We start from the raw sequence: 23,965 nt of genomic DNA on the forward strand, positions 1-23,965 counted from the left end.
GGGATAAGCGCTGAAAGCATCTAAGCGCGAAGCCCCCCTCAAGATGAGATTTCCCAGTATGTAAGACCCCTTGTAGACGACGAGGTTGATAGGTTCGAGGTGGAAGTGCGGCAACGTATGCAGCTGACGAATACTAATCGGTCGAGGGCTTAACCAAAATTCCTAAGAGTATTACCTTACGTTGAAGTTTCGTATCTAGTTTTCAAGGAATAAACCCTTGAAAGATTCATTGTTTTTATTCCCTGATAGCTCAGTTGGTAGAGCACTCGACTGTTAATCGAGTTGTCACAGGTTCGAGTCCTGTTCGGGGAGCCATATGGAGAGGTGTCCGAGCTGGCCGAAGGAGCACGATTGGAAATCGTGTAGGCGTCACAAGCGTCTCGAGGGTTCGAATCCCTCTCTCTCCGCCACAATCTTTCTAGTGAGGCCCGTTGGTCAAGTGGTTAAGACACCTCCCTTTCACGGAGGTAACAGGGGTTCGAGTCCCCTACGGGTCACCATTTTCATTCCCATGGAGGCTTAGCTCAGCTGGGAGAGCATCTGCCTTACAAGCAGAGGGTCGGCGGTTCGATCCCGTCAGCCTCCATCACTTTTCCTTATGAAAGACTTGATTTAATAGGAATCGTGACTTATACTTAATGACGCGGGGTGGAGCAGCCCGGTAGCTCGTCGGGCTCATAACCCGAAGGCCGCAGGTTCAAATCCTGCCCCCGCAACCAAATAATGAATGTGGAGCTGTGGTGTAGTGGCCTAACATGCCTGCCTGTCACGCAGGAGATCGCGGGTTCGAATCCCGTCAGCTCCGCCATTATCACATTCAACTAGTAAGGCTTTGTAGCTCAGTCGGTAGAGCAGAGGACTGAAAATCCTCGTGTCGGCGGTTCGATTCCGTCCAAAGCCACCATTTTAAACTTAATAAGCCGTTGTAGCTCAACTGGTAGAGCAACTGACTTGTAATCAGTAGGTTGGGGGTTCAAGTCCTCTCGACGGCACCATTGCTTTGTGGAGGCTTAGTGAAGTGGCTAAACACGGCAGACTGTAAATCTGCTCTCTTCGAGTTCGGTGGTTCGAATCCATCAGCCTCCATTTCCTTTATGCAGGGGCATAGTTTAAGGGTAGAACAAAGGTCTCCAAAACCTTTGGTGTGGGTTCAATTCCTGCTGCCCCTGCCAAAAATGCAAGAAACCTAATATTGTGGCGGTCGTGGCGAAGGGGTTAACGCACCGGTTTGTGGATCCGGCATTCGCGGGTTCAAGTCCCGTCGTCCGCCCATTATTACCAAAGCAACATAATGGGGATTAGCCAAGCGGTAAGGCAACGGACTTTGACTCCGTCATGCCAAGGTTCAAATCCTTGATCCCCAGTTTTATATGCGGAAGTGGCTCAGCGGTAGAGCATCGCCTTGCCAAGGCGAGGGTCGCGGGTTCGATCCCCGTCTTCCGCTCCATTATTACTAAGGCGCCATAGCCAAGTGGTAAGGCAGAGCTCTGCAAAAGCTTTACCCCCAGTTCGAATCTGGGTGGCGCCTCCACAAATTAATTAGCCGGAGTGGCGGAATCGGCAGACGCACAGGACTTAAAATCCTGCGGTAGGTGACTACCGTACCAGTTCAAGTCTGGTCTTCGGCACCATTGTTTTACAAGTTTATGCCGGCATGGCGGAATGGCAGACGCGCTCGACTCAAAATCGAGTCCGAAAGGGTGGAGGTTCGAGTCCTCTTGCCGGTATAGCGAACAAAGAAAGCCTATGAAATCTTCTGATTTCATGGGCTTTTTTTCTGTTCCTCGGTAAGCACGAATACATGACTTCATAAGACTTCATCAAACATTGTATCTAAAATGCTATGTATATGTGTTTTACGGATAGTAAAATAGGAAGGGAATACTTACAATAGAAGATCATACCCAAAATGACAATGAGGCGGGAAACCCTTTGAATATAGTGAATTCGGTAAGGTTTAAGATTTTTATTGGGTTTGTGTTGGTTGTTGGTCCCTTGGTCTTATTTCTGATATTTAATAATGTGTACTCCATGAATGTGGTGAGAGATCAAATTTCCCAAAACTATAATAAGCTCCTGCAGCAGTATGTGGAGGACACCGATAATACGCTCAAAGAATTCGATAATTATTTGTTTCATCTTTATAGTGATCCTGATGTGATTAATATGAACTTGTACCCGTTGGAATCGGATGATTATGTCTTAGCTAAGCAGCGATTATTTAATAAGTTAACTCGGCAGTTGGATATATACAACTTGGTCAATACGTTTTTTGTCTTCTCAGCTACAACTGGAGATCTGTTAGTGTCAACGAGAGAAAATACATATTACTATGATCGCGTTCAGACCGTGAAGCAATTCATCGTAGATAATTCGAAGACACGGCCTAATGATAGCTCGAATGGCAATTGGCTCATTATGAAAGCTTCGAATGGTGATCACTATTTAATGAAAATTAATAAGGATTTAGGGGCGGGACTGTCGGGCGGAATTCTCATTAAAATGAGTAGTATGGTTGAGCCGCTTAGCAAGTGGGACACAGGCGAAGGTGGAGGAACTACTGTGGTGTCTCCAGAAGGGACTACGTTAACAAACACCTATTTCCCGCTACAAAGGTATCAGAAAATTAGCGATCAAATTTCACCTAAAACCTCTGGCTTTCAAATTGTCAAAGACAAGGAGCTTGATCAGCAGTTTTTGATTGTTCGTGAAGCTTCCTCACATGCTGATTTGGAATTTGAGCTCATTATTGCGGAGAAAAATATGCTGCAGAATTTACCGTACTTGCAGCTGTTGATTTACTTTTTGCCATTAGGTGGAGCCTTTGTGCTGGGGATTTATTTGTTGTATGTCCAGCGGATCTTATTCAAGCCATTGATGCAATTAATCCGTGGTATGAGGAAGATTGCCCAAGGGGAATTGTCGATTCGTTTGCATGAGGGCAGCTCAACGGAGTTTGCCTTTCTGATCGCTACATTTAATAACATGGTGGATCAGATTGAGAATCTGAAGATTTCGGTGTATGAGGAGAAGATCCGCGTTCAGCAAGCGGAATTTAAGCATTTGCAGGTGCAGATAAATCCTCATTTCTATATGAACAGTTTAAATATTATTTATAACCTCGCGGCGCTAAAGGATACGAAATCAGTTCAAAAGATGTCCTTGCATCTAGCGGATTATTTCCGCTTTATTATGCGCACGAACCGGACGACAATGACACTGAAGGATGAAATCGAGCATATTCGCAATTATTTGGAGATACAAGTGATGCGTTATCCAGATCATTTGACTTTTGACATCCAATTGCCCGAGAAATACAGTCAGTATGCGATTCCTCCGCTCATTGTACAGCCTTTTGTAGAGAATGCGGTGATCCATGGGTTTACGAAACAGTATGGCACGTATGTGATTCAAGTGAAGGCTGAGCAAGATCCGGAAGCACCTGAGGAGTTCTTCATCCTGTCGATTAGTGATAACGGGGAGGGCTTTCAACCGGAATTGCTGTTGCAATTGAATTCAGCTGAGTATTTGGATCAATCGGGTGATGAGCATCTCGGGATCTGGAATGTAAGGCATCGATTGCAAATGAATTATGGAAACAAAGTTGCACTGAGATTCCTGAATAAGCCGGAGAGAGGGGCCTTAGTTCAAATCAGGCTGCCGCTTCATACTCCCATTGTGGAAGGGATGGATAAGGATGTATAACTTATTAGTTGTGGACGATGAGAAGATTGCGGTAAAAGGGATAACAGTGGGGATTGATTGGGAGACGTTTCCGATTGGGCAAATTTTTGAAGCGTTTGATGTGAGTGAAGCGAAACAGATTCTATCAGAGAATCGGATCGATATCATGATATCGGATATTGAAATGCCTGGTGCCAATGGTTTGCAGCTCCAAGAGTGGGTGCGTACGAATTCACCACAAACGGAGACGATTTTCCTGACAGGTCATGCGAACTTCGAATATGCTCAAAAGGCTGTACGTTTAGGCAGTTTTGACTATGTGTTAAAGCCGGTGGATCATGATCGTTTGCAAGACATCGTGAAGCTCGCTATAGCGAAGATTAAAGAGGATCAGGAGCAGTTGGATTTTCATGAAACCTATAAGATGTATTATAGTCACTGGGTCAATGAGCTTCCGACTTTGGTGGAGAAGTTCTGGCAGGAGCTGCTAAGCGGGAAAATACCTGCAAACGAGGAGCGGCTAACACGTAATTTCCAGATGTATGAAATTCCATTGGAAATGACGAGTACGATTTTACCTATCTTGATCAGTGTGGAGCATTGGAAGGAAGAACTAAACGCTAGAGATGAAGAGATTATGGAGTACGCGATTCGCAAAGCTGCTGCGGAAATTATTATCGTGGACCAGGCAGGATGTGTGATTCAAGAGAACGGCTCTTCTTTAGTTCTACTGTATGTAGCTGAAGGGAGCCGACTGTCGCTATCTGAAATAAAAGCTAAGTGTGAGGCTTATATTAACGCTTGTCATCGCTATTTTCAGTGCAGCTTGTCCTGCTATGTAGGTGAAGAAACACCCTTGCTTAAGCTAACGGCGAAGGTTGCGGATCTATTTCAAAATGAGCGAAACAATGTGACGAAAAGCAACTGTGTACTTATGGACAATGAGACGGATCAGCCGCTTATGAATAAGCCGCAGGCGCCAACTTTTTCCGACTGGATTGTGTTGTTAGAGTCTGGAAAGAAAGCTGAACTGGTGGCTCGCATACAGGAGAATATTGATCGTCTGCAGAAGACTGATGACGTCGGTTCTGAAACCGTAGAGGCTTTTTACTATGGGCTGCTACACGTGGTGTATCATGTATTGCACAAAAAAGGATTAGCTGTTCATGATATGCTGCCTCATCAGGATTTGCAGGATTATAGCAGTGCGACACGCTCATTAAATCAACTCAGGAACTGGGCCATCCGCATCGCACAAGTAAGCTGCGACTACATGAATAGCCATCTGAAAGGCGTCTCAGCCGTTACAGCGAAGGTATGCCAATACATTGACGAGCATATGGAAGAAGAGCTTAGCAGAGAGGAATTGGCGGCGTCTGTCTATCTCAATCCAGCGTATTTATCACGATTATTTAAGAAAGAAACGGGTCTTTCTATTTCGGAGTATAGCCTGAAGGTTCGTATGGAGAAAGCGATGAAGCTGCTTGCGGAAACAAACGATAAGATCAGCTATGTGGCAGAGCAAACGGGTTATTCGCATTTTTCCTTTTTCGCGAAAATGTTTAAGAAGTATTCGGGTCTTTCCCCGCAAGAGTATCGGAAAAACTTTCAGGGCTGAAGAGGTTTGAAGGAAACCGAGTGTGAGGAAGAAGATTTCAATATTGCTGACACAAAAGCTGCCCGAGAAGGGGCAGCTTTTGTGTTTTACGTGGATAGCTCTCAGGCGGCTTAAGGATTAAAATCATGCCCTTATTGGTAGTTACCCTCGAATGTCACAGAAGTGCTGATTCGGTCACGCTGAAGATAGAGAATTATTTGTAAACACTTTACAATGAACCTATAACAGAGAAGCAAGCGGATTGATTGGAAAGGGGAGCAAAATAGAAGATGAACGATACTCCAAATACGGCAGCGCAGGCAGCCCCTATACGTACTATAAAACGAACTCGCGTTAAATCGAACTTTCTATGGACAGTACGCAAGTATTGGATATTCTATGTGATGATGGCACCAGCAGCACTGCTGTTGATCATTAACAACTACATCCCAATGGCGGGCGTTCTGATTGCTTTTAAGAATGTGAATTACACAAAAGGGATTTTAGGAAGTCCCTGGGTTGGCTTCGATAACTTCAAGTATTTATTCTCCAGTGAGGTTGCGTGGGTTATTACTCGGAATACGATCTCTTATAATCTGGTGTTTATCGTATTGAACTTAGTAATAGCGGTTGCAATGGCGATTATGTTCAATGAGATGCGCAGTAAATTTTTATCGAAGTTTCATCAAAGCACGATGTTTCTGCCGTTCTTTCTGTCCATGGTATGTGTAGCTTATCTGGTTTACGCCTTCTTGGGAGCAGAGCATGGCTTCGTGAATACGGTGCTGCTACCTAAATTAGGTATTGAGCCGATTGACTGGTATACAGAGCCGAAATATTGGACGGTTATCCTGCCGATCGTGAATACATGGAAAAACCTTGGTTACTATACGGTCATCTATATGGCGGCCATTATTGGTATTGATCATGAGTATTATGAGGCAGCTTTAATTGATGGAGCGAATAAGTGGCAGCAAGTGAAACGGATCACAATTCCGCTTATCATGCCTGTCATGATAACGATGACACTGTTGCAAGTAGGTAGAATTTTCTATGCGGACTTCGGCTTATTCTTCCAAGTAACTAAAAATGCGGGTGCTTTATTTCCGACCACACAAGTTATTGATACCTATGTGTATCAAACATTCCTAACGATGGGGGATATCGGAATGTCATCAGCAGCAGGCTTATATCAAGCGGTAGTAGGCTTCCTACTTGTTCTAGTTACGAACTTATTTGTAAGAAAAGTAAGCAAAGAGAATGCACTATTTTAAGAAGGAGTGGCTGTCGTGAGTGAAGCAATTTCGGTACGTAAACAACGGATAGCCAAAAGACGAGGACCCAACGATTTATCTCCTACAGCGAATTTGTTGGTTAACGTGTTCTTCTGGATATATACCGCTGCTTGTATTATGCCTTTGGTTTTGGTTATTATCGTTTCTTTTTCCGATGAAAAGGGAGTTCTCATTCATGGCTACAATTTCATTCCTGAAGCTTGGAGTTTGGAAGCCTATAAATTTATGTTTAAAGATTGGCATCAAATCTTACGCTCCTTCGGGATCTCAGTCTTCTTAGCAACGGTGGGCACAGCGATTAGTTTAGTGATGATGTCACTCTATGCATATCCCATCTCGCGAAGCGATTTTCCACATAAAAGCTTCTTCTCCTTCTTCATGTTCTTCACCATGTTGTTCAATGGAGGACTCGTTCCTTGGTATCTCGTCTATACGCAGATGCTGGACTTGAAAAATACGATTGCAGCGCTCATGCTGCCCTTACTCGTATCCGCTTTCTTTGTACTACTGCTCCGGACGTTCTTTGCTAATTCCATTCCGATGCCCTTAATTGAAGCAGCGAAGATTGATGGTGCTGGCGAGGTTCGCATTTTCAGCCAAATTATTATTCCACTGTCCTTACCAGTTCTGGCTTCGGTTGGTTTGTTCCAGGTACTGAATTATTGGAATGACTGGTTCCTCAGTCTGGTGTTCATTTCTGGAAGCAAGAACATCAATCTGCAGTTCATGATGTACAAAACGATGCTGGATATTCAGTTCCTAACCTCGAATGTGCAGGCAAGTCAGGGATTATCACAAGCAGGTGGAATGCTGCAACTGCCGACGGAAACTGTGCGTATGGCGATGGCAGTACTCGGTATAGGCCCGATCGTGTTCGCGTATCCTTTCTTCCAGAAGTATTTTAAGAAAGGCTTGACGGTTGGGGCAATTAAAGGATAGTTGAATACGGCTTGTACCAGTTAAGGCTGGTTTAGCATATAGGAAGAATCGAGAAAAAGGGAGGCAATCCATCAATGAAAGCTTTGAAAAAAAGCACACTTGCACTTCTTACACTAACGTTTTCGTTATCACTCACTTTGGCGGGCTGTTCTAAAAGCAACACAGAGACTACAGCAAGCGCTACACCAGCACCAGCTACAAGTACAGCTCCAGCGGCTACGAAAGCAGCAACATCTGATCTGAAGCCTTATGAAGTGAAGCTGGTGTATCCTGGTACACCACAACCGGATCAAGCTAAAGTGGAAGAAGCAATGAACAAGGTTTTAAAAGAGAAAATTAATGCCACGATTAAATTGATGCCAATCGACTGGGGTCAATGGGATAACAAAACGAACTTAATGATCGCATCCCGTGAAGAGTTCGATATCTTGTTCACAGCACAATGGAATGGTCATGCAGTTAACGTAGGTAAAGGTGCGCTAATGCCGCTCAATGACCTATTGGGGCAATATGGTAAAGGGATTACGGATTCCTTGGATCCGGCGTTCTTGCAAGGCGCCAAAATCAATGGCAAAAACTATGGTGTTCCAACAAATAAAGAACTCGCAGCATCTGGTGGGATCGTGTATCGTTCCGATATCGCGAAAGAGTTAGGAATCGATATGGCCGCTGTTAAAACGATGGCAGATCTAGGCAATGTTCTCAAAACAGTCAAAGAGAAAAAACCAGAAATGACAGCATTCTTCCTTCGCGATGGGGATAACCTGAACGCGCACTATTTGGCACAATATGACTACCTTGGAGATAGTACAATTCCTGGTGTGATTATGAAAGATGGCACAGACACGAAGGTTATTCCGAAATGGGATCAACCGCGTTACAAAGAAATTTTGAAATTAACACGTGATTTTATGCAAAAAGGTTATATCAATAAAGATGCGGCAACAACGCAATTGTCCGGTCAAGATGCATTGAAATCCGGTAATGTGTTCATGATTACATCTTCTTTGAAACCAGGTAAAGATAGTGAATTAGCGAATGCAACGAACTTGGTAGGCAAGCTTGGACAAATCGAGCTTACACCACGTACAATTTCCACAGGCGACACGGCGGGTTCCATGTTGGGGATTTCAGTTACTTCGAAAGATCCAGCTCGTACCATGATGGTCATTAACCTCTTGCATACCGATAAACAATTGAACAATTTAATCAACTTCGGTATCGAAGGCACGCACTACACGAAAGTGTCTGAAAACATTATTAAAGCAACAGATGCTGGTAAAAACTATGCACCGGGTGCTGCATGGCAGTTCGGTAACCAATTCCTGAACTACTTGTATGATAATGAAGATCCACAAAAATGGGATAAATTCAAAGAGTTCAATAAAACAGGTAAAAAATCACCTGGACTTGGCTTTACTTTCGATTCCGAGCCTGTCAAAACACAAGTGGCTGCGGCCGTGAACGTAGGAAAAGAATTCGACGCGGCGATGGATACAGGTTCCGTGGATATGGATGCTTCCTTGCCGAAATATCAAGATAAAATGAAAGCAGCAGGCATTGATAAAATTATTGCTGAAAAGCAAAAACAATTGGATGCTTTCTTAGCAGCATCGAAGAAATAAGTTGTTGTATGGATAAGGAGCCAAGCTCAGATGAGCTATGGCTCCTTATGTTTGTTCCTATCATGTATGACTTAATTACCAAGCATAAGTCATAGTTACAATAACGAGCAATACGAACAAAACAAGAATAGCAGCAGCAGACGTTCCACCATAACCTGCACAAGAACCAGCACCTACAGCAACACCCATATATGTCACCCCCCATCTCTAGGAATGCTCTTCCGCAGAAGCGAATGAGAGACAATACTATCCTATGGAGAGATGTCACGATTTGCTTGGGTGTTTCGCCCAAATCCTTAGGGACAACCCCTAATTTTAGGCAAGAGCCTGTTTTTGGAAAAACGCGGCGAGAATCTGAACAAGTGACAGGAGCCTTCCATATGGTAGAAAAAGAAACGTAATGCCATTGCGGAGGTGTAGGGGCTATCGATTACTTGGATATGTTAGCGAAGCTCGGGATAGGAAACGCACATCCCGGGGGATTTGGAGAGACCATCGAGCAACTGAAGAGATATCCGATTGAGAAAGGGAAAAAGGTGCTGGAGGTTGGCTGTGGAACAGGTAGAACAGCCTGTTATCTAGCAGAGCAAGGTTGTGATGTCACCGCTGTCGATATACGTCCAGAGATGATTAATAAAGCCAAGATTCGAGCGGAAAAGCAGGGGAGCCAGGTGAATTTTCTAATTGGTGATGTCTGTCAGCTGCCATTCGAGGCTTCTACTTTTGATGTCGTGATGGTTGAATCTGTCACGAACTTTGCAGATGCACAGAAAGCCGTATCGGAGTATTACCGGGTATTAAGACCAGGAGGAAAGCTGTACGACCGAGAAGTTATTAAAGTAAAAGAGATGACAACAGGCATTCATAGGGCACTGTGCAGTTTCTACGGGGTGAGCAAGATCTATAAGCTGGAAGAATGGCAAGAGTTGCTGGAAAGCAATAAATTCGATGCAGTCACCTCGACAGGGATACATCCCTTCCCATTGACAATGTTCGAAGATCAGGTCCAGCATCCAGATCCTGTTCATTTATCTGATCGGCAATCATTTATGGACCCCCGCGTATGGCAGATCACGGCTAGATATGACGAGCTGGTCAGCAAATATCATCCTTATATGGGCTATACCCTAATGATAGGCTCTAAGCTCTAAGATCTAAGGACACAATAAGAAGCAGGATAATGAATCCTTCATGGCGAAGGATATGAGAAAGATTATCATTGGGGGCTGCTTCTTTTGAATGTAGACGTTATAACAGAACGAATTTCAAACCGTAAAGCCAAAGAAGTTTACGAGCTGATTACACGTCAAACTACGGTTTCGAAAATAGATTTATTAGAACAAAGCGGTATGACGGTCTCTACGTTGACGCGGCTTTTAGAGGAGTTAACGAGTCAGGGACTCATTTTAGAATCCGGCTTTGGAGCATCTACGGGCGGGCGTAGGCCGATTTTGTACGAAAAGAATCCGGCCTATGCTTATATATTTGGCTTGGAAATTTCCAGAACATTGTCCAAGCTCGTACTCGTCGACCTAGGGATGAACAAACTGGAAACCAAGAGCTGGGCAATGACAGAAGTCATGACGCCCGAAGTGCTAATTCCGCTTATTACCGAGGAAGCGCAGCGCATGTTAGCTCATCATGGCATCGAAACTTCACAGGTGTTAGGCATTGGGGTAGGTGCCGTGGGGCCAGTAGATCGATTGTCTGGCGTTATTCTGGAGCCCTCCTATTTCCCTGCGAGTGGATGGAGGCATGTAGAGATTTGTAAGTGGTTAAGCGAAGCACTGCAAATTCCTGCACTACTGGATAATGGAGCGAATACAGCGATTCTGGCGGAATCCTGGCACCAACGGACACGGAGCTTTAAACATCTCCTATATATTCATGCAGGGGTAGGCTTACGCTCTTCGATGGTGTCTGAAGGAAAGGTCATCTATGGGGCCGTAGATATGGAAGGCTCGGTAGGTCAGATGATTATTCAAATAGATGGCGTTCCACATCGTAACCAAGCTGGTAATTATGGCGCATTGGAATCTTACGCTTCGCTGTACGCGATAGAGAAGGCTGCGAAATCTGCCTTAAAACAAGGGAGATCCACAGTGTTAATACATATGGTTGAGGATCCAGAGCAGGTTACTTATCAGCATATTATGGAGGCGCTCAAAAAAAATGATCCCCTAGCTGTGGAGATCGTGACGGAGGCTGCGACCTATTTTGGGATCGGCCTGGCGAATTTATTAAATATTTTGCACCCAGAGAAAGTGATCATCGGGGGGCCATTGATTACAGGCGGGGAGTTGTTCTTCCAGACAGCAACGCAAGTTGCTATCCGGAAAACCTATTATTACCCCACCTATCAGGTTATTTTCAGCAAAGGGCAGCTAGGCGATGAAGCACTTGCCATCGGAGCTGCCGTGATGGTTATGAATCAGCTCGTTAAGCCGTAGCTCCTTTAAGAAAATCAAGAAGCAACGTATTAAAAGCTTCGGGTTTTTCCATTGGGGTAAGGTGAGAAGCGGCAGGGATGACGTGAAAGCTAGCCCCTTGGATGCGACCAGCCATGGACTTCATGACATCCGGTGGCGCAATCGCATCCTGCTCTCCAGCGATGACAAGCGTCGGTACCTTGATGGTGCTGAGTAAAGGTACGGAGTCATCGCGGAACGCCATCGCAATGCTAGCGTGGACAAGACCTTCGGCTGGCATGCTGTCCATGATCAACTTGAGGTTATCAATAAGCTGCGGCTGCTCTTGAAGCGTGGCTGCAGTCACAAGCTTAGGCATCATCGCATCGCGGGCTGCCGCGGCTCCCTTGTCATACAGAGAGACAGCCATGTTCATGCGATTCTTCCGTCCTTCTTGGCCGTCTGGCTCGGGGCGTGTATTGGCAAGAATCAAGGCTGAAAAGCGTTCAGGCGCTAGACGCAGTAGAGCAAAAGCCACATAGCCACCCATGGAGAAGCCTCCGAGGGTGGCTTTTTCTATACCTAATTCATCCATAAGGGCGAGAACATCCTGCGCATAGTGAGCGAGAGACATCGGTGTTACAGGGACATCGGATTGGCCCATCCCACGGAAATCAGGTGTAAGCACTCGGTAGTGGGCTGATAACGATTCGACCTGAGCCTGCCACATGCGATGATCCAAAGGAAAGCCATGAAGGAGGATAACAGGGGCTCCTTGACCTTGATCTTGAACGAACAAATCGGTACCATTTACGTGTTTTTTCATTGTTTTTCACCCTCCAAGGACCTGTTTTTAAAAAAAATAGCGAAAAAGTTATGTCTTCATACTTTCATTATGGTTAACTCATACTTACTTAACATTTCATTGCTATTCTCTGATTATACCTTTAGTACTTCACCAAGAACAGGCAAAACGAAACATTCATATTTACGAAACGGGGTTTATTGATATGACTAAAAAACCATGGTCCACCCAAGAGCTGGACAAACTAATTCGCCTTTCCTCGGAGTGTCCACCAGTTGTCATTGCTAGAGAATTATCTCGTCCTGTCACATCTGTCCGCAAAAAAATGCGTGAAATGGGTGTCAGCTATGTTTCGGGTGAGCAGTGGAAAAAAAGTCAAATTCAATACCTCATTTCGGATGAAGGCACATCTTACAAAAACAAACATAAGTTAACGCAAGAATCGAATGAAAATGGCTTTGAATCACCCGTGCTAGACGAGTTCTGGACAACCCTTGTGAAAATGGCTCGTGTAGCTAAAAAGAGGGGGAAACGGGTCGATGTCCTATCGTTTATCGATACATACCGGAAGATTCGTATTGGCGGTTAATGACAACTATATAAACAAATGAAGGTGAAATCCGTTGCGACGTGATATCACCTTTTTCTTTTGGGGTGGACAAGAGAAATTTATCCAATTGTAAGCCTATTTTAAGGTTAATGCGTTATGATAGATGCATAATGATATGGAACGTATCCCATGAAGGATGTGGCGAAGGTGGAGTCAAAAAGAGGCTGGCTCAAGCAGTCGTTTGGAAAGCGGTTAAATGCCATTCATAGTTGGAACGCTTGGATTGTGGTGCTGTTGACAGTGACAGGAATCGTGCTCAGTATTGGCGCGATTCGAGGAGATCTTGGTGCTTTTCGTGTGACACTGAAGCAGCTGCACATTTATTTGGGAGTAGCCTCTGTGCTGCTCATGATTCTGTATGCGCCGATGATCCGCAAGCATTGGCGCCAAATTCGCGCGCGCCGCAACCAACGCGCGAATCTGGTGTTCGTGCTCGCGCTCCTGATCGGCTGGGCCGCATCAGGCGTGATCCTGTGGCAGTTCCGGCACATGCCACCGGCTTTGAACAACTCGGCACTCTTCGTGCATGACCTGCTCACCTGGGTGGGAGTGCCGTATGCCGTGTACCACGCCATCTCGCGCAGCCGATGGCTGAAGCGCCAGCAGCGGCTCGAGCAAGCCGCTGCAGCCGCGGGCAGACCGCCAGCATCGCTGCAGGCGGTCTCAGCCCCTGCCGTCGCCGTAAGCGTCGCAGCGGCGGATACAGCTCCCGTGGCGGCCGAGGACGCCACGGCAAGGCGCTCAGCAGCGCAGGCGGTCATCGCCGCGCTGAAGGAATCGCCGATCACACGCGCCTCCTTCCTGCGACTCGTCGCAGGGGTGGTGCTCGTGATCGCGGTCGGCCCCGCCTTTTATCGCTGGATAAAAGGCGCGTTCGATACCGGCGGGTCGTCGACCGCCGAATATGTGGCAAGCGACGGCAACCGCATGCTGCCGCCGCCAGAGCCATTGCCCGACTCCGCCGCTGTAGTAGGCGGAGGGGCCAAAGGGAATTTCCGTATCTACACGGTGACGGAAATTCCGGCATTTTCCTCCGATACTTGGAAATTCGCCATTTCCGGCTTAGTAGATAGGCCTAATGCATGGAACTGGGATCAGTTCCTGCAAATGAAACGCACGGTTCAAGTCAGTGACTTTCATTGTGTAACCGGTTGGTCTGTGTACCAGTGTACGTGGGAAGGGATTCCCTTGAAGCAGCTGTTAGCTGCGGCGGGTGTTCAAGCGTCTGCTAAATTTGTGAAGTTTTATTCTGGGGACAAAGTGTATACCGATGCACTTTCCTTGAGTCAGGCAAATGGGGACGATATTATGGTCGCGGTCTTAATGGACGGTAAGCCGATACCGCAGCAATTAGGTGGGCCTGTGCGCCTGATTGTACCGCAGATGTATGCCTATAAATCAGTGAAATGGTTGCAAGGTATCGAGTTAATCGAGAAGGAGCACATGGGGTACTGGGAAGTGCGAGGGTATGATAATGATGCTTGGGTCGGCAAATCGAATGCATAAATTGGAGGAACCGCGGTCGAAGCGGGGAACTGACTTTTTGTAAGGAATTTGGTATAGTTAGGGCAAAGAATCCTGTTCGGAAATGAGGGACGTTTGCCATGCAAATTACATCGATTAACGTGGGGTTACCCCAAACGATAGCCTATCAAGGTAAAGAGCTGACTACGGGGATTTATAAGACCCCGGTCAGCTCCTCTTTGTTTGTATCCAAGATACAGATGGAAGGGGATGGACAAGCGGATCTGACGGTTCATGGGGGCATGGATAAGGCCATCTGTGTATATCCTGTAGAGCATTATGCCTATTGGGAAACGCTCAGGGGGCATAAATTGGACGCTGCTACCTTTGGTGAAAATCTAACAATTCGCGGTATGCAGGAGCATGAGGTATGTGTTGGGGATACGTTCGCCATTGATGAGGTGATCGTTCAAGTCTCACAGCCTAGGCAGCCTTGTCATAAATTAGCAAAGCGCATGAATTGGCCAGAAGCCACTCTTCATGTTCAGGAAACAGGGTATACAGGTTATTATTTTCGTGTGCTGCAAGAGGGGCGCATCGCACCTAATTCGGAGTTGCGACTTCTTGCCAGAGATGAAGGGGGTGTGACGGTTGCGTACGCCAATCAGATTAAATATCATGATAAGTTCAATATCGAAGGTGTTAAAAGAGTTCTTGCTGTCGAAGCACTTTCAGGTAGCTGGAAGCAATCGTTTAGGAAACGATTGACGGAGATTGAAACATGATCACTGGCGTTATACTTGCCGGAGGCTTGAATCGCCGTATGGGTGGGAAGCCTAAGGCTCTTTTACCTGTGCAAGGGGAAGCAATTCTTCTAAGACAATTGAAAGAAATGTCGCGTTGCTGTGGGCAGATTATTGTAGTGACCAATGAAGTCGAAACCTTACAGCCTGTGCTCGCTGGGGTAACCGATATAGAAGTGACGTGTGTTAGTGACCTCTATCCCCAAAAGGGACCCTTAAGCGGGATTCATGCCGCCTCCAAGGTCGCGCTTGCGACTCACTTATGGATTGTTGGCTGCGATATGCCTTTTATTTCTGGCGAGGCAGCAAACGCCATGGTGGAGGTATGTCGAGAGACGAATGTGGATGCGGTTATTCCCGAAATAGCGGGCCGTTTGCACCCCCTTCACGGGATCTACGCCAGAGAGGTTGGCCCTGAGGCTGAACTCCTACTGCAGCAACAAAACTATCGTTTAATGGGGTTGCTTGAGCACTTGGATTGGCAGTCTGTCGATTCGGATTTTTTTGTGCAAAGTGGGCTCCGAACAAATTTCGCAACCAATATTAATACGCCTGAAGAATACGAAGACATGTTAGATAATCTACCATTGTAATTCATTTCCCTAGATAAAATACTTTAAGAATCTAGGATTTTGTTAGAAAATATGCCATAATGGACAGAGAGAGAAGGTGAACTCCTATGCCAAAGCTGCTATTGGATCGTTTTGGGCGGATGCATGATTACCTGCGCATCTCAGTGACAGATCGTTGTAATTTGCGTTGCGTCTATTGTATGCCGGAAGAAGGAATGGAATTTGAACCGGATGAGAAGCTGTTAACTTTTGATGAAATAACTGAGATTGTTCGTGTGTTAGCTGGACTTGGTGTTCGTAAATTGCGATTAACTGGCGGAGAGCCTCTTGTTCGTAAAAACCTAGAGCAGTTGATCGGGAGGCTATCTCAAATTCCCGGTATTGAAGATATAGCATTGACTACAAATGGGATTTACTTTGCGTCGCGGGCTGAGAAGCTTCGGGCAGCAGGGTTAACTCGTGTAAATATTAGCTTGGATTCATTAAGAGCAGATCGGTTCTCACTGATCACCCGCGGGGGGGATATTCGTCGCGTGTTAGCCTCCATTGAAGAAGCATATCGTGTAGGCATTACGCCGATTAAATTGAATGTGGTACTCATGAAAGGGATCAATGATGACGAAATCGCTGATTTCTTACAAATGACGATTGATCGCCCGATTCAGGTGCGATTTATTGAATATATGCCGATCGGTCATCAAGACGAGGATTGGAAAAAGCGGTATCTGTCTCTTACGACAGTTCTTGACCGCTGTAAGGAAATGGGCTGGGAGGCAACCGCTTCTAATGCGGTTTATGGCAACGGCCCCGCACAGAATTATCGTATAGAAGGCGCACTAGGTTCATTCGGCCTTATCCATCCGATTAGCGATCACTTCTGTGAAACCTGCAACCGACTGCGGCTGACCGCAGATGGCAATATCAAGCCTTGCTTATACTGGTCCGATGAGTTCAACGTACGTAAGTATATTGGGGATGATGCAGCGGTAGAAGATTTGTTCTTCCGTGCACTGGATATTAAACCACAAAATCACGAGATGGCTCAGGCTTTGATGAATGAAGAGCAGTCGCATACACCAACTATTCGTCGGATGTCACAGATCGGCGGCTAGCGCAACGGGCACAGGGAGGCATGGGAAGCGAGTGAGCAGCGAAATGAAGCTTAGGTTTGGCCGTAAAGTGATTTCGGTCGATGAGGCGCGAGCCGAACTTTACACATACGTTAAACCCACAGAGACGGAGACTGTCTCGCTTTCAAGGTCTTTCGGAAGACGGTTGGCGAACGATATTTACGCGGATCATGATGTTCCGCATTTCCGACGATCAGGCGTGGATGGGTATGCTGTTCGTTCTCAGGATATTGCATCAGCAACTCCTGACACACCGGTTGTGCTACAAGTCATTGAGCGGATTCCAAGCGGAACCATGCCCCAACTTACGATTCTAGAAGGGATGGCTGCTCGTATCATGACGGGGGCGCCTGTTCCAGATGGCGCAGACACTGTTGTGATGCTGGAGATGACGGATTCCTTGCAGGATGCTTCCTTGTCATCCATGGACGCCAAGGTACGGATTAAGAAAAATGTGCAAGAAGCAAGTAATATAACCCCGATTGCCGGAGAAGTTGTACGTGGGGAGTTCGTAATTGCACGTGGGGATCAGATTGGTCCGGGGGAAGCTGCGATCCTGGCAACCTTTGGGTACTCCGTGGTTGAGGTATACCGAAAGCCTAAGGTGGCTATTTTCTCAACAGGTTCGGAGCTCTTACCCGTCGAACAGGAAATGCAGCCTGGGAAAATACGCAACAGCAACAGCTACATGCTAGCCGCACAAGTAGAGGCAGCAGGTGGAGCGGCTTTGATCATGCCAGCGCTCACTGATGATCCTCAGCAGGTGGAAGCCGCTATTGAGGCTGTATTGCCTGATGTGGATCTCATTCTCACTTCTGGCGGTGTCTCTGTTGGTGATTATGATGTCCTTGTCGAGTTATTCGGTCGATTTGACGGAAAGCTGTTGTTCAATAAGGTGGCAATGCGGCCAGGTACCCCGACGAGTGCTGCTTTCTGGAAGGATAAGCTGCTAGTAGCGTTGTCTGGTAATCCAGGCGCATCGTTCGTTGGCTTCGAACTATTCGCAAAGCCGATTATTAAGACGATGTTAGGGAGTCAGCGTCCTGAGGCAGAAGAGTTTACGGCCTTTCTGGATGTGACTTATGATAAACCCTCTGCCTATCCCCGTTATATTCGGGGGACCAAACGTGTCGAGGCAGGGTCTATATGGGTCAGACCTGCTGGCATCGATAAGTCGAGTATCATGGTGTCGATTAAAGATGCGGATTGCTTGATCTGGCTTCCTGCCGGAGGTCAAGGGTATCAGCGTGGTGATAGTGTGAAGGTTTATACAACACGTTAATAGATGAACTTATACGTTTATACATGTATTCATGAAATGATATAACCAATATCAACAGAAGTTTGGCGCTAACAAGTAACCGTCTATCAGGAGGGTCAGCTGTAGCGCTTTTTTTTCGAACAAGTGGTATCAATTTGAAATGAAAAAGCCCGCCTGCTGAAAGCTTCTATTCCTAGAAGTTTCAACAGGCAGGGCTATTTGCAAAGTAAATACTTAACGGAAGATGGTCCTAGTAGAATGTAGCAAGAATGATGACCAACAGTACATAAAGAACAAGAATAACACCTACGGAATTTCCGTATCCTGGCGTTCCACAACCAACTGCAGCTGACATAGTATCCCCTCCGGCTTGAATTAATGTGGGTTAAACACTATATAACATATGTAGGGGAAATACCTATTGATTGGACGAATGCCCTTATTGACCGGATCAATCACCTACAAAAAAAGCTGCCCTTGTGTGGTTCACAAGGCAGCTTTTTGCTCAATTAATTCGGAATTTGGTACACTTTAATTTTCTGAATGCCGAAGCTTTGCAGTGATTTTCTCGAGCCTGGGATAAAGATGTCCAGTCGCTTACCTTTAATGGCACCGCCGGTATCCGTTGCATAAGCGTACATTCCGCCAGTAGGAAGACCACTAAATGAATAACCTTCGATATAAAGTTTGGTACCAAGTGGAATTACGGATGGATCAACAGCAACTGTGCCGATCGCAAGTGGGTTACCCAAGTAATCAAAGGCCCCGTATCCACCATTTTCAGAAGGATCTGCTGAATAAGCTGTAGATTCAAAAACTTGATAATCAGGTGCATGCTTTCCGCCATCTTTACTCAGGATGGCCAGTTTACTGCTCGCATCCCACTGTACAGGTACACCTGCAGCCGTGGACAGAAAGCGAAGCGGCACATAAACCCGCCCATTTTGATACTGGGAAGCGCCATCTAAGATGACGGTCTCCTGATCAACGAGGGCTTCTTTTTGACCTGAAACCAAGGTAATCGTATGTTGATTGTTAGTTAGTGTTACTTCAATCTGTTTTCCATCTTTTTTCCAATTCACCGTATAACCGAGCTTCTCGGTCACAAACCGCAGTGGAACTTGGGTCGTGTGGTTGCCATCCAGAAATGGCTGTGCATCAGGGAAATGGATCAGGTCATCATTGACTTGCACTTTCACTTCCATTTCAGCTGCTTGGGCTGTAAATGGGGAAAGAAAGCCTCCTGCCAATACTGTTAGAGAAACAGCAAGGCCAGTTAACCCTTTGATAAGCTTATTCAATTGGTAATCCTCCTTCATGAGCCTTCGAGGTTAGTTGACGGGTTCGGGAAGAAGGTTCTCCCTAGTCTGCTCCAAGCCGAAGCAAATATTCACCCCAAGTATTTCGTCCCCCGTACCAGTGCCTAAATTTATGCACCAGACTCGGCTTCAAATATTTTATCATCACAGACATGCCTGAACAACGACCAATATATGGTTATGCCCTTTCATACTAGACTTAGGTCTAGGTTCAAAAACGGTCGATAGTCGGTTTTAGAACGTCTGTGATTGAGCTACGATAGGAGTATGATGAAGGGTGAGGGGCGATTTGACATGAATAATAAGAATCGGGAAATTGATCCTACTAATATATTTGACCGTATTGGCAAAATGGCTGAAACCGTTTGGCAGGAGACTATAGGCAAAACGAATCCAGGTACCTATGATGATGGCACCATTGCCAAGCTTGAGGAGCGCTATGACGATGCGCTCCAGGCCACGATTGCGCTGCGTAGTCACATCGCGAGAGCGGAAGAGATGGCGAAGCTGCGCGGCGAGCAAGCGGAGCTTGCAATGCGCGCCGGCGAAGAGGATCTCGCGCGGCTCGCTCTGCAAGAGAAGCTGCGCGAGGAAGCCGCTTGCGAGCACTACCGCGCGCAGTACGCGAGCAGCCAGGACTTGTGCCTGGCGCTCGCAGAGGAACTGCGCGGACTGCGTGCCGGGCACGCAGCCGAGGATGTGCAGCCGCATGGCGGGCTGCACGGGAAAGAGGCTCGCGACACATGGCGCGAGCTGGAGGTCGCCGGCCGCGAGCTCGGCCGGGAGGCACTGCAGGGGCTCCGCGTGGCGGGCCGCCTGTCGAAGGAGACGCTGAAGGAAGCCGGAGACAACCTTCAGCATGAACTGCGCGCGCTGCGTACCCGACTGCAGCATGAGTGGCAACAGGAGCAGCGTGCTCGCGATGAGCGGGATCCGCACAACCGGAAATAGCATTGGCTCGTGACCTCCATGAAAAGCAAAGCCTTGCCCTATAAGGATTTGCATCTTGGAGGTCGTCCATTCTTATGGTATGCTAGGAATCGTATGAACGAAAGTGAAATGGCAGCCAGAGGAGGTGCATCGATGGGAGAAGAAATGAAAAATAACCGCAGCCGGAATACAGCGCTTGTGCTGATTGGAGCCGGTGTTTTTTTGCTTCTAGATCATACCATAGGCTTTTTTCCCATTATGGCCGTAATCCTTATTCTGCTGGGCATTCATCGTGTTCGTTCACGCAAAGAGCGCAAGGGTTATGTGTTGATGGGGATTGGTGCCGTTATTTTATTTGGTGATCATCTCGCAATTGTCATTTCAGTTGTGTTGATTTCATTAGGGTTCTTTTTTATTCGATCTAAACAGGTTCATAAGGATGATTCTTATATACAAAAGCAAAAGATTGTTGATAGCGTTCGCCTCGGCCGAGAGCCTTGGATTCTGCGAAATACGTCGACATGGTATTTGGTGGGGGAGACGTATATTGATCTCTCGTTGGCCATTTTAGAACAAAAGGAAACGACAGTCATCCTACAGGGCGTTGTAGGGGATATTGATATAAAGGTACCTGATGATATCGGCGTTTCCGTTACAGCTTCTGTCATGTTCGGTCAGCTTCATATCGCTGAAGAGCGTGAAACAGGTGTGATGAACAAAGTGGTATGGCAATCGGAGAATTATCAACATTGCGACCATCGGGTGAAACTCGTGCTCTCTTTTATCGTAGGAGATATCAAGGTCAAAGTATTGTAAATTTCTTGGAAATATTGTTTCACACATTACATGGACTATATTTTAGATAAACGAAACCATCCTTATTGGACGGTATAGCCGTTTATTTCAAGGGGGTTCATCACCACGTGGACGGCTACAAACGACGTTTAACGAATATGATATGGCGCAGCATGGGGGAGGCCATCCTCTTTAGCTTCGCTGTTTTCGGTGCTATGCTTTATTTTTTGAATTCACGGCATTTGATTGAACCCTTTTCCAGCTGGCAGCAGGGGGTTAAATTTTCATTCATGGCCCTGTTGATTCTAGGTGTGATTGGTGCTGTGTTCGGATATTGGAACAGCTCTAAGGTGACACGCAGACTTGAGCCGATGATGGAAACGATGATTTTATTAGAAAAAGGGACATTTGCCCGTGAAGGCTTTCAATACGGGGAAGATGATGAAATTGGACGTTTAGGCGAACAACTCAGCCGTATTATGAAGCGATGGGAGGAGCAAGTGACCTCACTCCAACGACTCTCCAATAGTAATGCTGAGCTTACCGAAAAAGCCAAGCTTGCCGCAGTCATTGAAGAGCGCCAGCGTTTGGCACGCGAGCTGCATGATGCGGTAAGTCAGCAATTGTTCGCTATTTCAATGACTGCGACAGCTGTAGGTCGAACGTTGGATAAGGATTTCGAGAAAGCGAAGCGGCAAATTCATCTGATTGAAGAAATGGCCTCCGTCGCTCAATCCGAAATGAGAGCCCTATTACTGCATCTGCGACCGATCCATCTCGAAGGAAAACGATTGTCCGAAGGCCTTGTTGAGCTCTTAAAAGAGCTGGCTGCCAAGGTCCCTATGGCGATTAGCTGGGATATGGATGATGAAATTCGCTTAAACAAAGGGATCGAAGATCATTTGTTCCGAATTGTACAAGAAGCACTTTCGAATGCGCTGCGTCATTCCAAGGCGAATAAACTGGAAGTGAAGCTGCTGCATCGTTCAGACGGCATTCGATTAGTGATCCGCGATGACGGTGTTGGGTTCGAGCTTGATGCGAAGAAGCTAACTTCATATGGAATCGTGTCTATGAAGGAACGCGTTAACGAAATCGGAGGATCCGTTGATATCATTACGGCACCTGATCGAGGCACCCGTATCGAGATTCGGGTACCTATTCTGGCAAGCGATCCTCAATTGATCGAGAATTAGCACTGTACATAGAGAGGGAGAAGCGAATGGACGACACCTTAATCAAAGTACTACTTGTCGATGACCATGAAATGGTCAGAATTGGACTTGCAGCTGTTCTAGGGACGGAAGATGGAATTGAGGTCGTTGGCGAAGCGAGCAATGGTCACGATGGCATTCGTCTAGCTCAAGAATATCGTCCAGATGTCGTGCTGATGGACCTTGTTATGGAAGGCATGGACGGCATTGAAACGACAAGGAAATTACTGCAACTATACCCAGAATGTAAGGTCATTGTATTGACTAGCTTCCTAGATGATGAGAAAATGTATCCAGTTATCGAAGCAGGTGCCTTCAGCTATTTATTGAAAACCTCGCGGGCGTCCGAGATCGCGCAAGCGATTAGAGCCGCGGCCAAAGGGCAGTCGATTCTAGAGTCACAGGTTGCTTCGAAAATCATGAATCGCTTTCGTCAACCTAAGCCGGCTGCAGAGCCGCATGAAGAATTAACGGACCGCGAGATGGAAGTTCTTCGCTTGATCGCGAAAGGCAAATCCAATCAAGAGCTAGCTGATGATTTATTCATTGGTGTGAAGACGGTAAAATTCCACGTCACTAACGTTTTGTCCAAGCTAGGCGTAGAAGATCGCACACAAGCGGCGATATATGCCTTCAAGCACGGGCTGGCGGAATAAGGCAAGGAGCGATAAGCTTGAATGTAGTCAAACAGATTTGGAGCTGGTTTGGTTCCATAGCAATTTCTTTTGTTCTAGTTGTATTTCTAGGTGTGTTTGTGTTTCAATCGACGAGAGTTAGCGGTCATTCTATGGATCCGACGTTACATGATAGCCAACGTGTGTATGTTTCGAAGCTTTCACATACGTTTCATTATGAACCCAATTATGAGGACATTGTCATTATCGATTCTAGGGTTGATATGAAGCGAACTTTCAAAAATGATTTAATGGACAGCCCATTACTCAGCTTATTTATCCGAGGCGATGATAAGCATGTATGGATCAAACGCGTGATCGGTAAGCCAGGGGATCAGCTTGAGCTTAAGGATAACCAGATGTACCGCAACGGTGAGCTTCTGAATGAGTCTTACATCAACGAGGAAATGAGAGCGAACGGGAACAAAAAGTGGAGCGTTCCAGCTGATCATATTTTCGTAATGGGAGATAATCGGAACAATAGTATGGATAGTCGCGTAATTGGTTTCATACCAATTGACCATGTGTTAGGTAAAAAGTTATTTTAAAATTGAAAGAGCTGTCTCTCTGGTAGATGTATCTACTTTGGGAGACAGCTTTTTGTTGTTAATGGGTGATAGTTGTAGTTGTGAGGAAATCAGGAGTCGGAATCGTTCAACGCCAGTTAACACCAGTCAACGCCAGTGGTTGGAATTTTAGCTGTAAAAAGTACAGGTAAATCAGGCTAAATTAGGCTTTGAATGCGAATTAATGGAAAATGTACAGCTATTTCTTCACTTCTGATTGAAAAGGGGGAGGAATGAAACAAATAACTGGAATTTTTCCGGTTATTTGAGTTTA

At 46.2% G+C, this 23,965-nt stretch carries 22 protein-coding genes, 16 tRNA genes, 1 rRNA gene and 1 riboswitch; of the genes, 35 read left to right on the forward strand and 4 right to left on the reverse strand.

What is annotated here, in order from left to right; genetic code table 11:
- From AC58QG_RS27560 to AC58QG_RS27665, 22 genes are all read left to right on the forward strand, one after another.
- Positions 1-157 (forward strand): 23S ribosomal RNA (locus AC58QG_RS27560); the annotation flags it as partial.
- Between the two features lie 82 nt (positions 158-239).
- Positions 240-315, forward strand: a tRNA-Asn gene (locus tag AC58QG_RS27565).
- Positions 316-318: 3 nt separating this feature from the next.
- Positions 319-410 (forward strand) — tRNA-Ser (locus AC58QG_RS27570).
- Between the two features lie 15 nt (positions 411-425).
- Positions 426-500: transfer RNA gene (locus AC58QG_RS27575), tRNA-Glu, on the forward strand.
- A 13-nt stretch (positions 501-513) separates the two neighbouring features.
- A tRNA-Val gene (locus tag AC58QG_RS27580) sits at positions 514-586 on the forward strand.
- Between the two features lie 56 nt (positions 587-642).
- Positions 643-719, forward strand: a tRNA-Met gene (locus AC58QG_RS27585).
- A gap of 12 nt (positions 720-731) precedes the next feature.
- Positions 732-808 (forward strand) — tRNA-Asp (locus AC58QG_RS27590).
- A gap of 20 nt (positions 809-828) precedes the next feature.
- Positions 829-904, forward strand: a tRNA-Phe gene (locus tag AC58QG_RS27595).
- Positions 905-919: 15 nt separating this feature from the next.
- Positions 920-995: transfer RNA gene (locus tag AC58QG_RS27600), tRNA-Thr, on the forward strand.
- 9 nt (positions 996-1,004) lie between these two features.
- Positions 1,005-1,086, forward strand: a tRNA-Tyr gene (locus AC58QG_RS27605).
- A gap of 12 nt (positions 1,087-1,098) precedes the next feature.
- A tRNA-Trp gene (locus tag AC58QG_RS27610) sits at positions 1,099-1,172 on the forward strand.
- A gap of 25 nt (positions 1,173-1,197) precedes the next feature.
- Positions 1,198-1,270: transfer RNA gene (locus AC58QG_RS27615), tRNA-His, on the forward strand.
- A gap of 22 nt (positions 1,271-1,292) precedes the next feature.
- Positions 1,293-1,364: transfer RNA gene (locus AC58QG_RS27620), tRNA-Gln, on the forward strand.
- Positions 1,365-1,372: 8 nt separating this feature from the next.
- A tRNA-Gly gene (locus tag AC58QG_RS27625) sits at positions 1,373-1,447 on the forward strand.
- 10 nt (positions 1,448-1,457) lie between these two features.
- Positions 1,458-1,531: transfer RNA gene (locus AC58QG_RS27630), tRNA-Cys, on the forward strand.
- An 11-nt stretch (positions 1,532-1,542) separates the two neighbouring features.
- Positions 1,543-1,631 (forward strand) — tRNA-Leu (locus AC58QG_RS27635).
- A gap of 17 nt (positions 1,632-1,648) precedes the next feature.
- A tRNA-Leu gene (locus tag AC58QG_RS27640) sits at positions 1,649-1,727 on the forward strand.
- Between the two features lie 214 nt (positions 1,728-1,941).
- Positions 1,942-3,705 (forward strand): sensor histidine kinase, encoded by a 1,764-nt coding sequence (locus AC58QG_RS27645; protein ID WP_497365544.1) that lies wholly within the window; start codon positions 1,942-1,944, stop codon positions 3,703-3,705.
- On the forward strand, positions 3,698-5,302 hold the full coding sequence (locus AC58QG_RS27650) for a response regulator (RefSeq protein WP_497365299.1): 1,605 nt from the start codon (positions 3,698-3,700) through the stop codon (positions 5,300-5,302). Before AC58QG_RS27645 ends, AC58QG_RS27650 begins: the two co-directional genes overlap by 8 nt.
- 269 nt (positions 5,303-5,571) lie before the next feature.
- Complete coding sequence (locus AC58QG_RS27655; protein WP_497365300.1) at positions 5,572-6,555, forward strand: ABC transporter permease; 984 nt, start codon at positions 5,572-5,574, stop codon at positions 6,553-6,555.
- 15 nt (positions 6,556-6,570) lie between these two features.
- Positions 6,571-7,515: a carbohydrate ABC transporter permease gene (locus tag AC58QG_RS27660; protein WP_497365301.1), complete on the forward strand. Its 945-nt coding sequence runs from the start codon at positions 6,571-6,573 to the stop codon at positions 7,513-7,515.
- 74 nt (positions 7,516-7,589) lie between these two features.
- Entirely contained in the window at positions 7,590-9,140 is a 1,551-nt protein-coding gene (locus AC58QG_RS27665) for an ABC transporter substrate-binding protein (RefSeq protein ID WP_497365302.1), read from the forward strand.
- 75 nt (positions 9,141-9,215) lie between these two features.
- Here the strand turns inward: AC58QG_RS27665 and AC58QG_RS27670 are convergent, their stop codons facing one another.
- Entirely contained in the window at positions 9,216-9,329 is a 114-nt protein-coding gene (locus AC58QG_RS27670; RefSeq protein ID WP_497365303.1) for a YjcZ family sporulation protein, read from the reverse strand.
- A 251-nt stretch (positions 9,330-9,580) separates the two neighbouring features.
- Between AC58QG_RS27670 and AC58QG_RS27675 the strand changes: the two genes are divergently transcribed.
- Together AC58QG_RS27675 and AC58QG_RS27680 are read left to right on the forward strand one after the other, a co-directional pair.
- Positions 9,581-10,291 (forward strand): class I SAM-dependent methyltransferase, encoded by a 711-nt coding sequence (locus tag AC58QG_RS27675; protein WP_497365545.1) that lies wholly within the window; start codon positions 9,581-9,583, stop codon positions 10,289-10,291.
- Between the two features lie 84 nt (positions 10,292-10,375).
- Positions 10,376-11,590 carry an ROK family protein gene (locus AC58QG_RS27680; protein WP_497365304.1) on the forward strand — a complete coding sequence of 405 codons (1,215 nt, stop codon included), beginning with the start codon at positions 10,376-10,378 and terminating at the stop codon, positions 11,588-11,590.
- Here AC58QG_RS27680 and AC58QG_RS27685 read toward each other — a convergent pair.
- Positions 11,580-12,374 (reverse strand): alpha/beta fold hydrolase, encoded by a 795-nt coding sequence (locus AC58QG_RS27685; protein ID WP_497365305.1) that lies wholly within the window; start codon positions 12,372-12,374, stop codon positions 11,580-11,582. The genes AC58QG_RS27680 and AC58QG_RS27685 overlap by 11 nt on opposite strands.
- 184 nt (positions 12,375-12,558) lie before the next feature.
- On the opposite strand from AC58QG_RS27685, the gene AC58QG_RS27690 reads away from it, so the two are divergent.
- The 6 genes from AC58QG_RS27690 to AC58QG_RS27715 all read left to right on the forward strand — a co-directional run bounded on the left by AC58QG_RS27690 (position 12,559) and on the right by AC58QG_RS27715 (position 18,214).
- Positions 12,559-12,942, forward strand: coding sequence for a hypothetical protein (locus AC58QG_RS27690; protein ID WP_310501636.1), 384 nt, complete (start codon positions 12,559-12,561; stop codon positions 12,940-12,942).
- 150 nt (positions 12,943-13,092) lie between these two features.
- Positions 13,093-14,469 (forward strand): molybdopterin-dependent oxidoreductase, encoded by a 1,377-nt coding sequence (locus AC58QG_RS27695; RefSeq protein WP_497365306.1) that lies wholly within the window; start codon positions 13,093-13,095, stop codon positions 14,467-14,469.
- A 98-nt stretch (positions 14,470-14,567) separates the two neighbouring features.
- Positions 14,568-15,212: an MOSC domain-containing protein gene (locus AC58QG_RS27700; protein WP_497365307.1), complete on the forward strand. Its 645-nt coding sequence runs from the start codon at positions 14,568-14,570 to the stop codon at positions 15,210-15,212.
- Entirely contained in the window at positions 15,209-15,823 is a 615-nt protein-coding gene (gene mobA, locus AC58QG_RS27705) for a molybdenum cofactor guanylyltransferase (protein ID WP_497365308.1), read from the forward strand. The genes AC58QG_RS27700 and mobA overlap by 4 nt, the downstream gene beginning before the upstream one ends.
- A gap of 86 nt (positions 15,824-15,909) precedes the next feature.
- Positions 15,910-16,914 (forward strand): GTP 3',8-cyclase MoaA, encoded by a 1,005-nt coding sequence (moaA, locus tag AC58QG_RS27710; protein ID WP_497365309.1) that lies wholly within the window; start codon positions 15,910-15,912, stop codon positions 16,912-16,914.
- 31 nt (positions 16,915-16,945) lie between these two features.
- Positions 16,946-18,214, forward strand: a complete 1,269-nt coding sequence (locus AC58QG_RS27715) for a molybdopterin molybdotransferase MoeA (protein ID WP_497365310.1) — start codon at positions 16,946-16,948, stop codon at positions 18,212-18,214.
- A 229-nt stretch (positions 18,215-18,443) separates the two neighbouring features.
- Here the strand turns inward: AC58QG_RS27715 and AC58QG_RS27720 are convergent, their stop codons facing one another.
- Positions 18,444-18,548: a YjcZ family sporulation protein gene (locus AC58QG_RS27720; protein WP_497365311.1), complete on the reverse strand. Its 105-nt coding sequence runs from the start codon at positions 18,546-18,548 to the stop codon at positions 18,444-18,446.
- A 154-nt stretch (positions 18,549-18,702) separates the two neighbouring features.
- Positions 18,703-19,494 carry a stalk domain-containing protein gene (locus tag AC58QG_RS27725; RefSeq protein ID WP_497365312.1) on the reverse strand — a complete coding sequence of 264 codons (792 nt, stop codon included), beginning with the start codon at positions 19,492-19,494 and terminating at the stop codon, positions 18,703-18,705.
- A 4-nt stretch (positions 19,495-19,498) separates the two neighbouring features.
- Positions 19,499-19,651, reverse strand: a riboswitch (cyclic di-AMP (ydaO/yuaA leader).
- Positions 19,652-19,806: 155 nt separating this feature from the next.
- Here AC58QG_RS27725 and AC58QG_RS27730 point away from each other — a divergent pair.
- From AC58QG_RS27730 to lepB, 5 genes are all read left to right on the forward strand, one after another.
- Positions 19,807-20,463 (forward strand): PspA/IM30 family protein, encoded by a 657-nt coding sequence (locus AC58QG_RS27730; protein WP_497365313.1) that lies wholly within the window; start codon positions 19,807-19,809, stop codon positions 20,461-20,463.
- An 18-nt stretch (positions 20,464-20,481) separates the two neighbouring features.
- Complete coding sequence (gene liaF, locus AC58QG_RS27735; RefSeq protein ID WP_497365314.1) at positions 20,482-21,258, forward strand: cell wall-active antibiotics response protein LiaF; 777 nt, start codon at positions 20,482-20,484, stop codon at positions 21,256-21,258.
- A gap of 107 nt (positions 21,259-21,365) precedes the next feature.
- Positions 21,366-22,433: a sensor histidine kinase gene (locus tag AC58QG_RS27740; RefSeq protein ID WP_497365315.1), complete on the forward strand. Its 1,068-nt coding sequence runs from the start codon at positions 21,366-21,368 to the stop codon at positions 22,431-22,433.
- 26 nt (positions 22,434-22,459) lie between these two features.
- The gene (locus AC58QG_RS27745; protein ID WP_497365316.1) at positions 22,460-23,107 is read left to right on the forward strand and encodes a response regulator; all 648 of its coding nucleotides are present in this window, start codon (positions 22,460-22,462) and stop codon (positions 23,105-23,107) included.
- A 17-nt stretch (positions 23,108-23,124) separates the two neighbouring features.
- Positions 23,125-23,673 carry a signal peptidase I gene (gene lepB / locus AC58QG_RS27750; RefSeq protein WP_497365317.1) on the forward strand — a complete coding sequence of 183 codons (549 nt, stop codon included), beginning with the start codon at positions 23,125-23,127 and terminating at the stop codon, positions 23,671-23,673.
- The last annotated feature ends 292 nt before the right edge of the window (positions 23,674-23,965 follow it).

This window comes from Paenibacillus sp. J22P169 (genome assembly GCF_059691995.1).

What these genes read in the sequence shown, in the direction of transcription:
- AC58QG_RS27650 (WP_497365299.1), top strand. Translation starts at nt 3,698, where the DNA reads ATGTATAACTTATTAGTTGTGGACGATGAGAAGATTGCGGTAAAAGGG.
- AC58QG_RS27655 (WP_497365300.1), top strand. Translation starts at nt 5,572, where the DNA reads ATGAACGATACTCCAAATACGGCAGCGCAGGCAGCCCCTATACGTACT.
- AC58QG_RS27665 (WP_497365302.1), top strand. Translation starts at nt 7,590, where the DNA reads ATGAAAGCTTTGAAAAAAAGCACACTTGCACTTCTTACACTAACGTTT.
- AC58QG_RS27670 (WP_497365303.1), bottom strand. Translation starts at nt 9,329, where the DNA reads ATGGGTGTTGCTGTAGGTGCTGGTTCTTGTGCAGGTTATGGTGGAACG.
- AC58QG_RS27675 (WP_497365545.1), top strand. Translation starts at nt 9,581, where the DNA reads ATGTTAGCGAAGCTCGGGATAGGAAACGCACATCCCGGGGGATTTGGA.
- AC58QG_RS27685 (WP_497365305.1), bottom strand. Translation starts at nt 12,374, where the DNA reads ATGAAAAAACACGTAAATGGTACCGATTTGTTCGTTCAAGATCAAGGT.
- AC58QG_RS27690 (WP_310501636.1), top strand. Translation starts at nt 12,559, where the DNA reads ATGACTAAAAAACCATGGTCCACCCAAGAGCTGGACAAACTAATTCGC.
- AC58QG_RS27695 (WP_497365306.1), top strand. Translation starts at nt 13,093, where the DNA reads ATGAAGGATGTGGCGAAGGTGGAGTCAAAAAGAGGCTGGCTCAAGCAG.
- AC58QG_RS27700 (WP_497365307.1), top strand. Translation starts at nt 14,568, where the DNA reads ATGCAAATTACATCGATTAACGTGGGGTTACCCCAAACGATAGCCTAT.
- mobA (WP_497365308.1), top strand. Translation starts at nt 15,209, where the DNA reads ATGATCACTGGCGTTATACTTGCCGGAGGCTTGAATCGCCGTATGGGT.
- moaA (WP_497365309.1), top strand. Translation starts at nt 15,910, where the DNA reads ATGCCAAAGCTGCTATTGGATCGTTTTGGGCGGATGCATGATTACCTG.
- AC58QG_RS27720 (WP_497365311.1), bottom strand. Translation starts at nt 18,548, where the DNA reads ATGTCAGCTGCAGTTGGTTGTGGAACGCCAGGATACGGAAATTCCGTA.
- AC58QG_RS27730 (WP_497365313.1), top strand. Translation starts at nt 19,807, where the DNA reads ATGAATAATAAGAATCGGGAAATTGATCCTACTAATATATTTGACCGT.
- liaF (WP_497365314.1), top strand. Translation starts at nt 20,482, where the DNA reads ATGAAAAGCAAAGCCTTGCCCTATAAGGATTTGCATCTTGGAGGTCGT.
- AC58QG_RS27745 (WP_497365316.1), top strand. Translation starts at nt 22,460, where the DNA reads ATGGACGACACCTTAATCAAAGTACTACTTGTCGATGACCATGAAATG.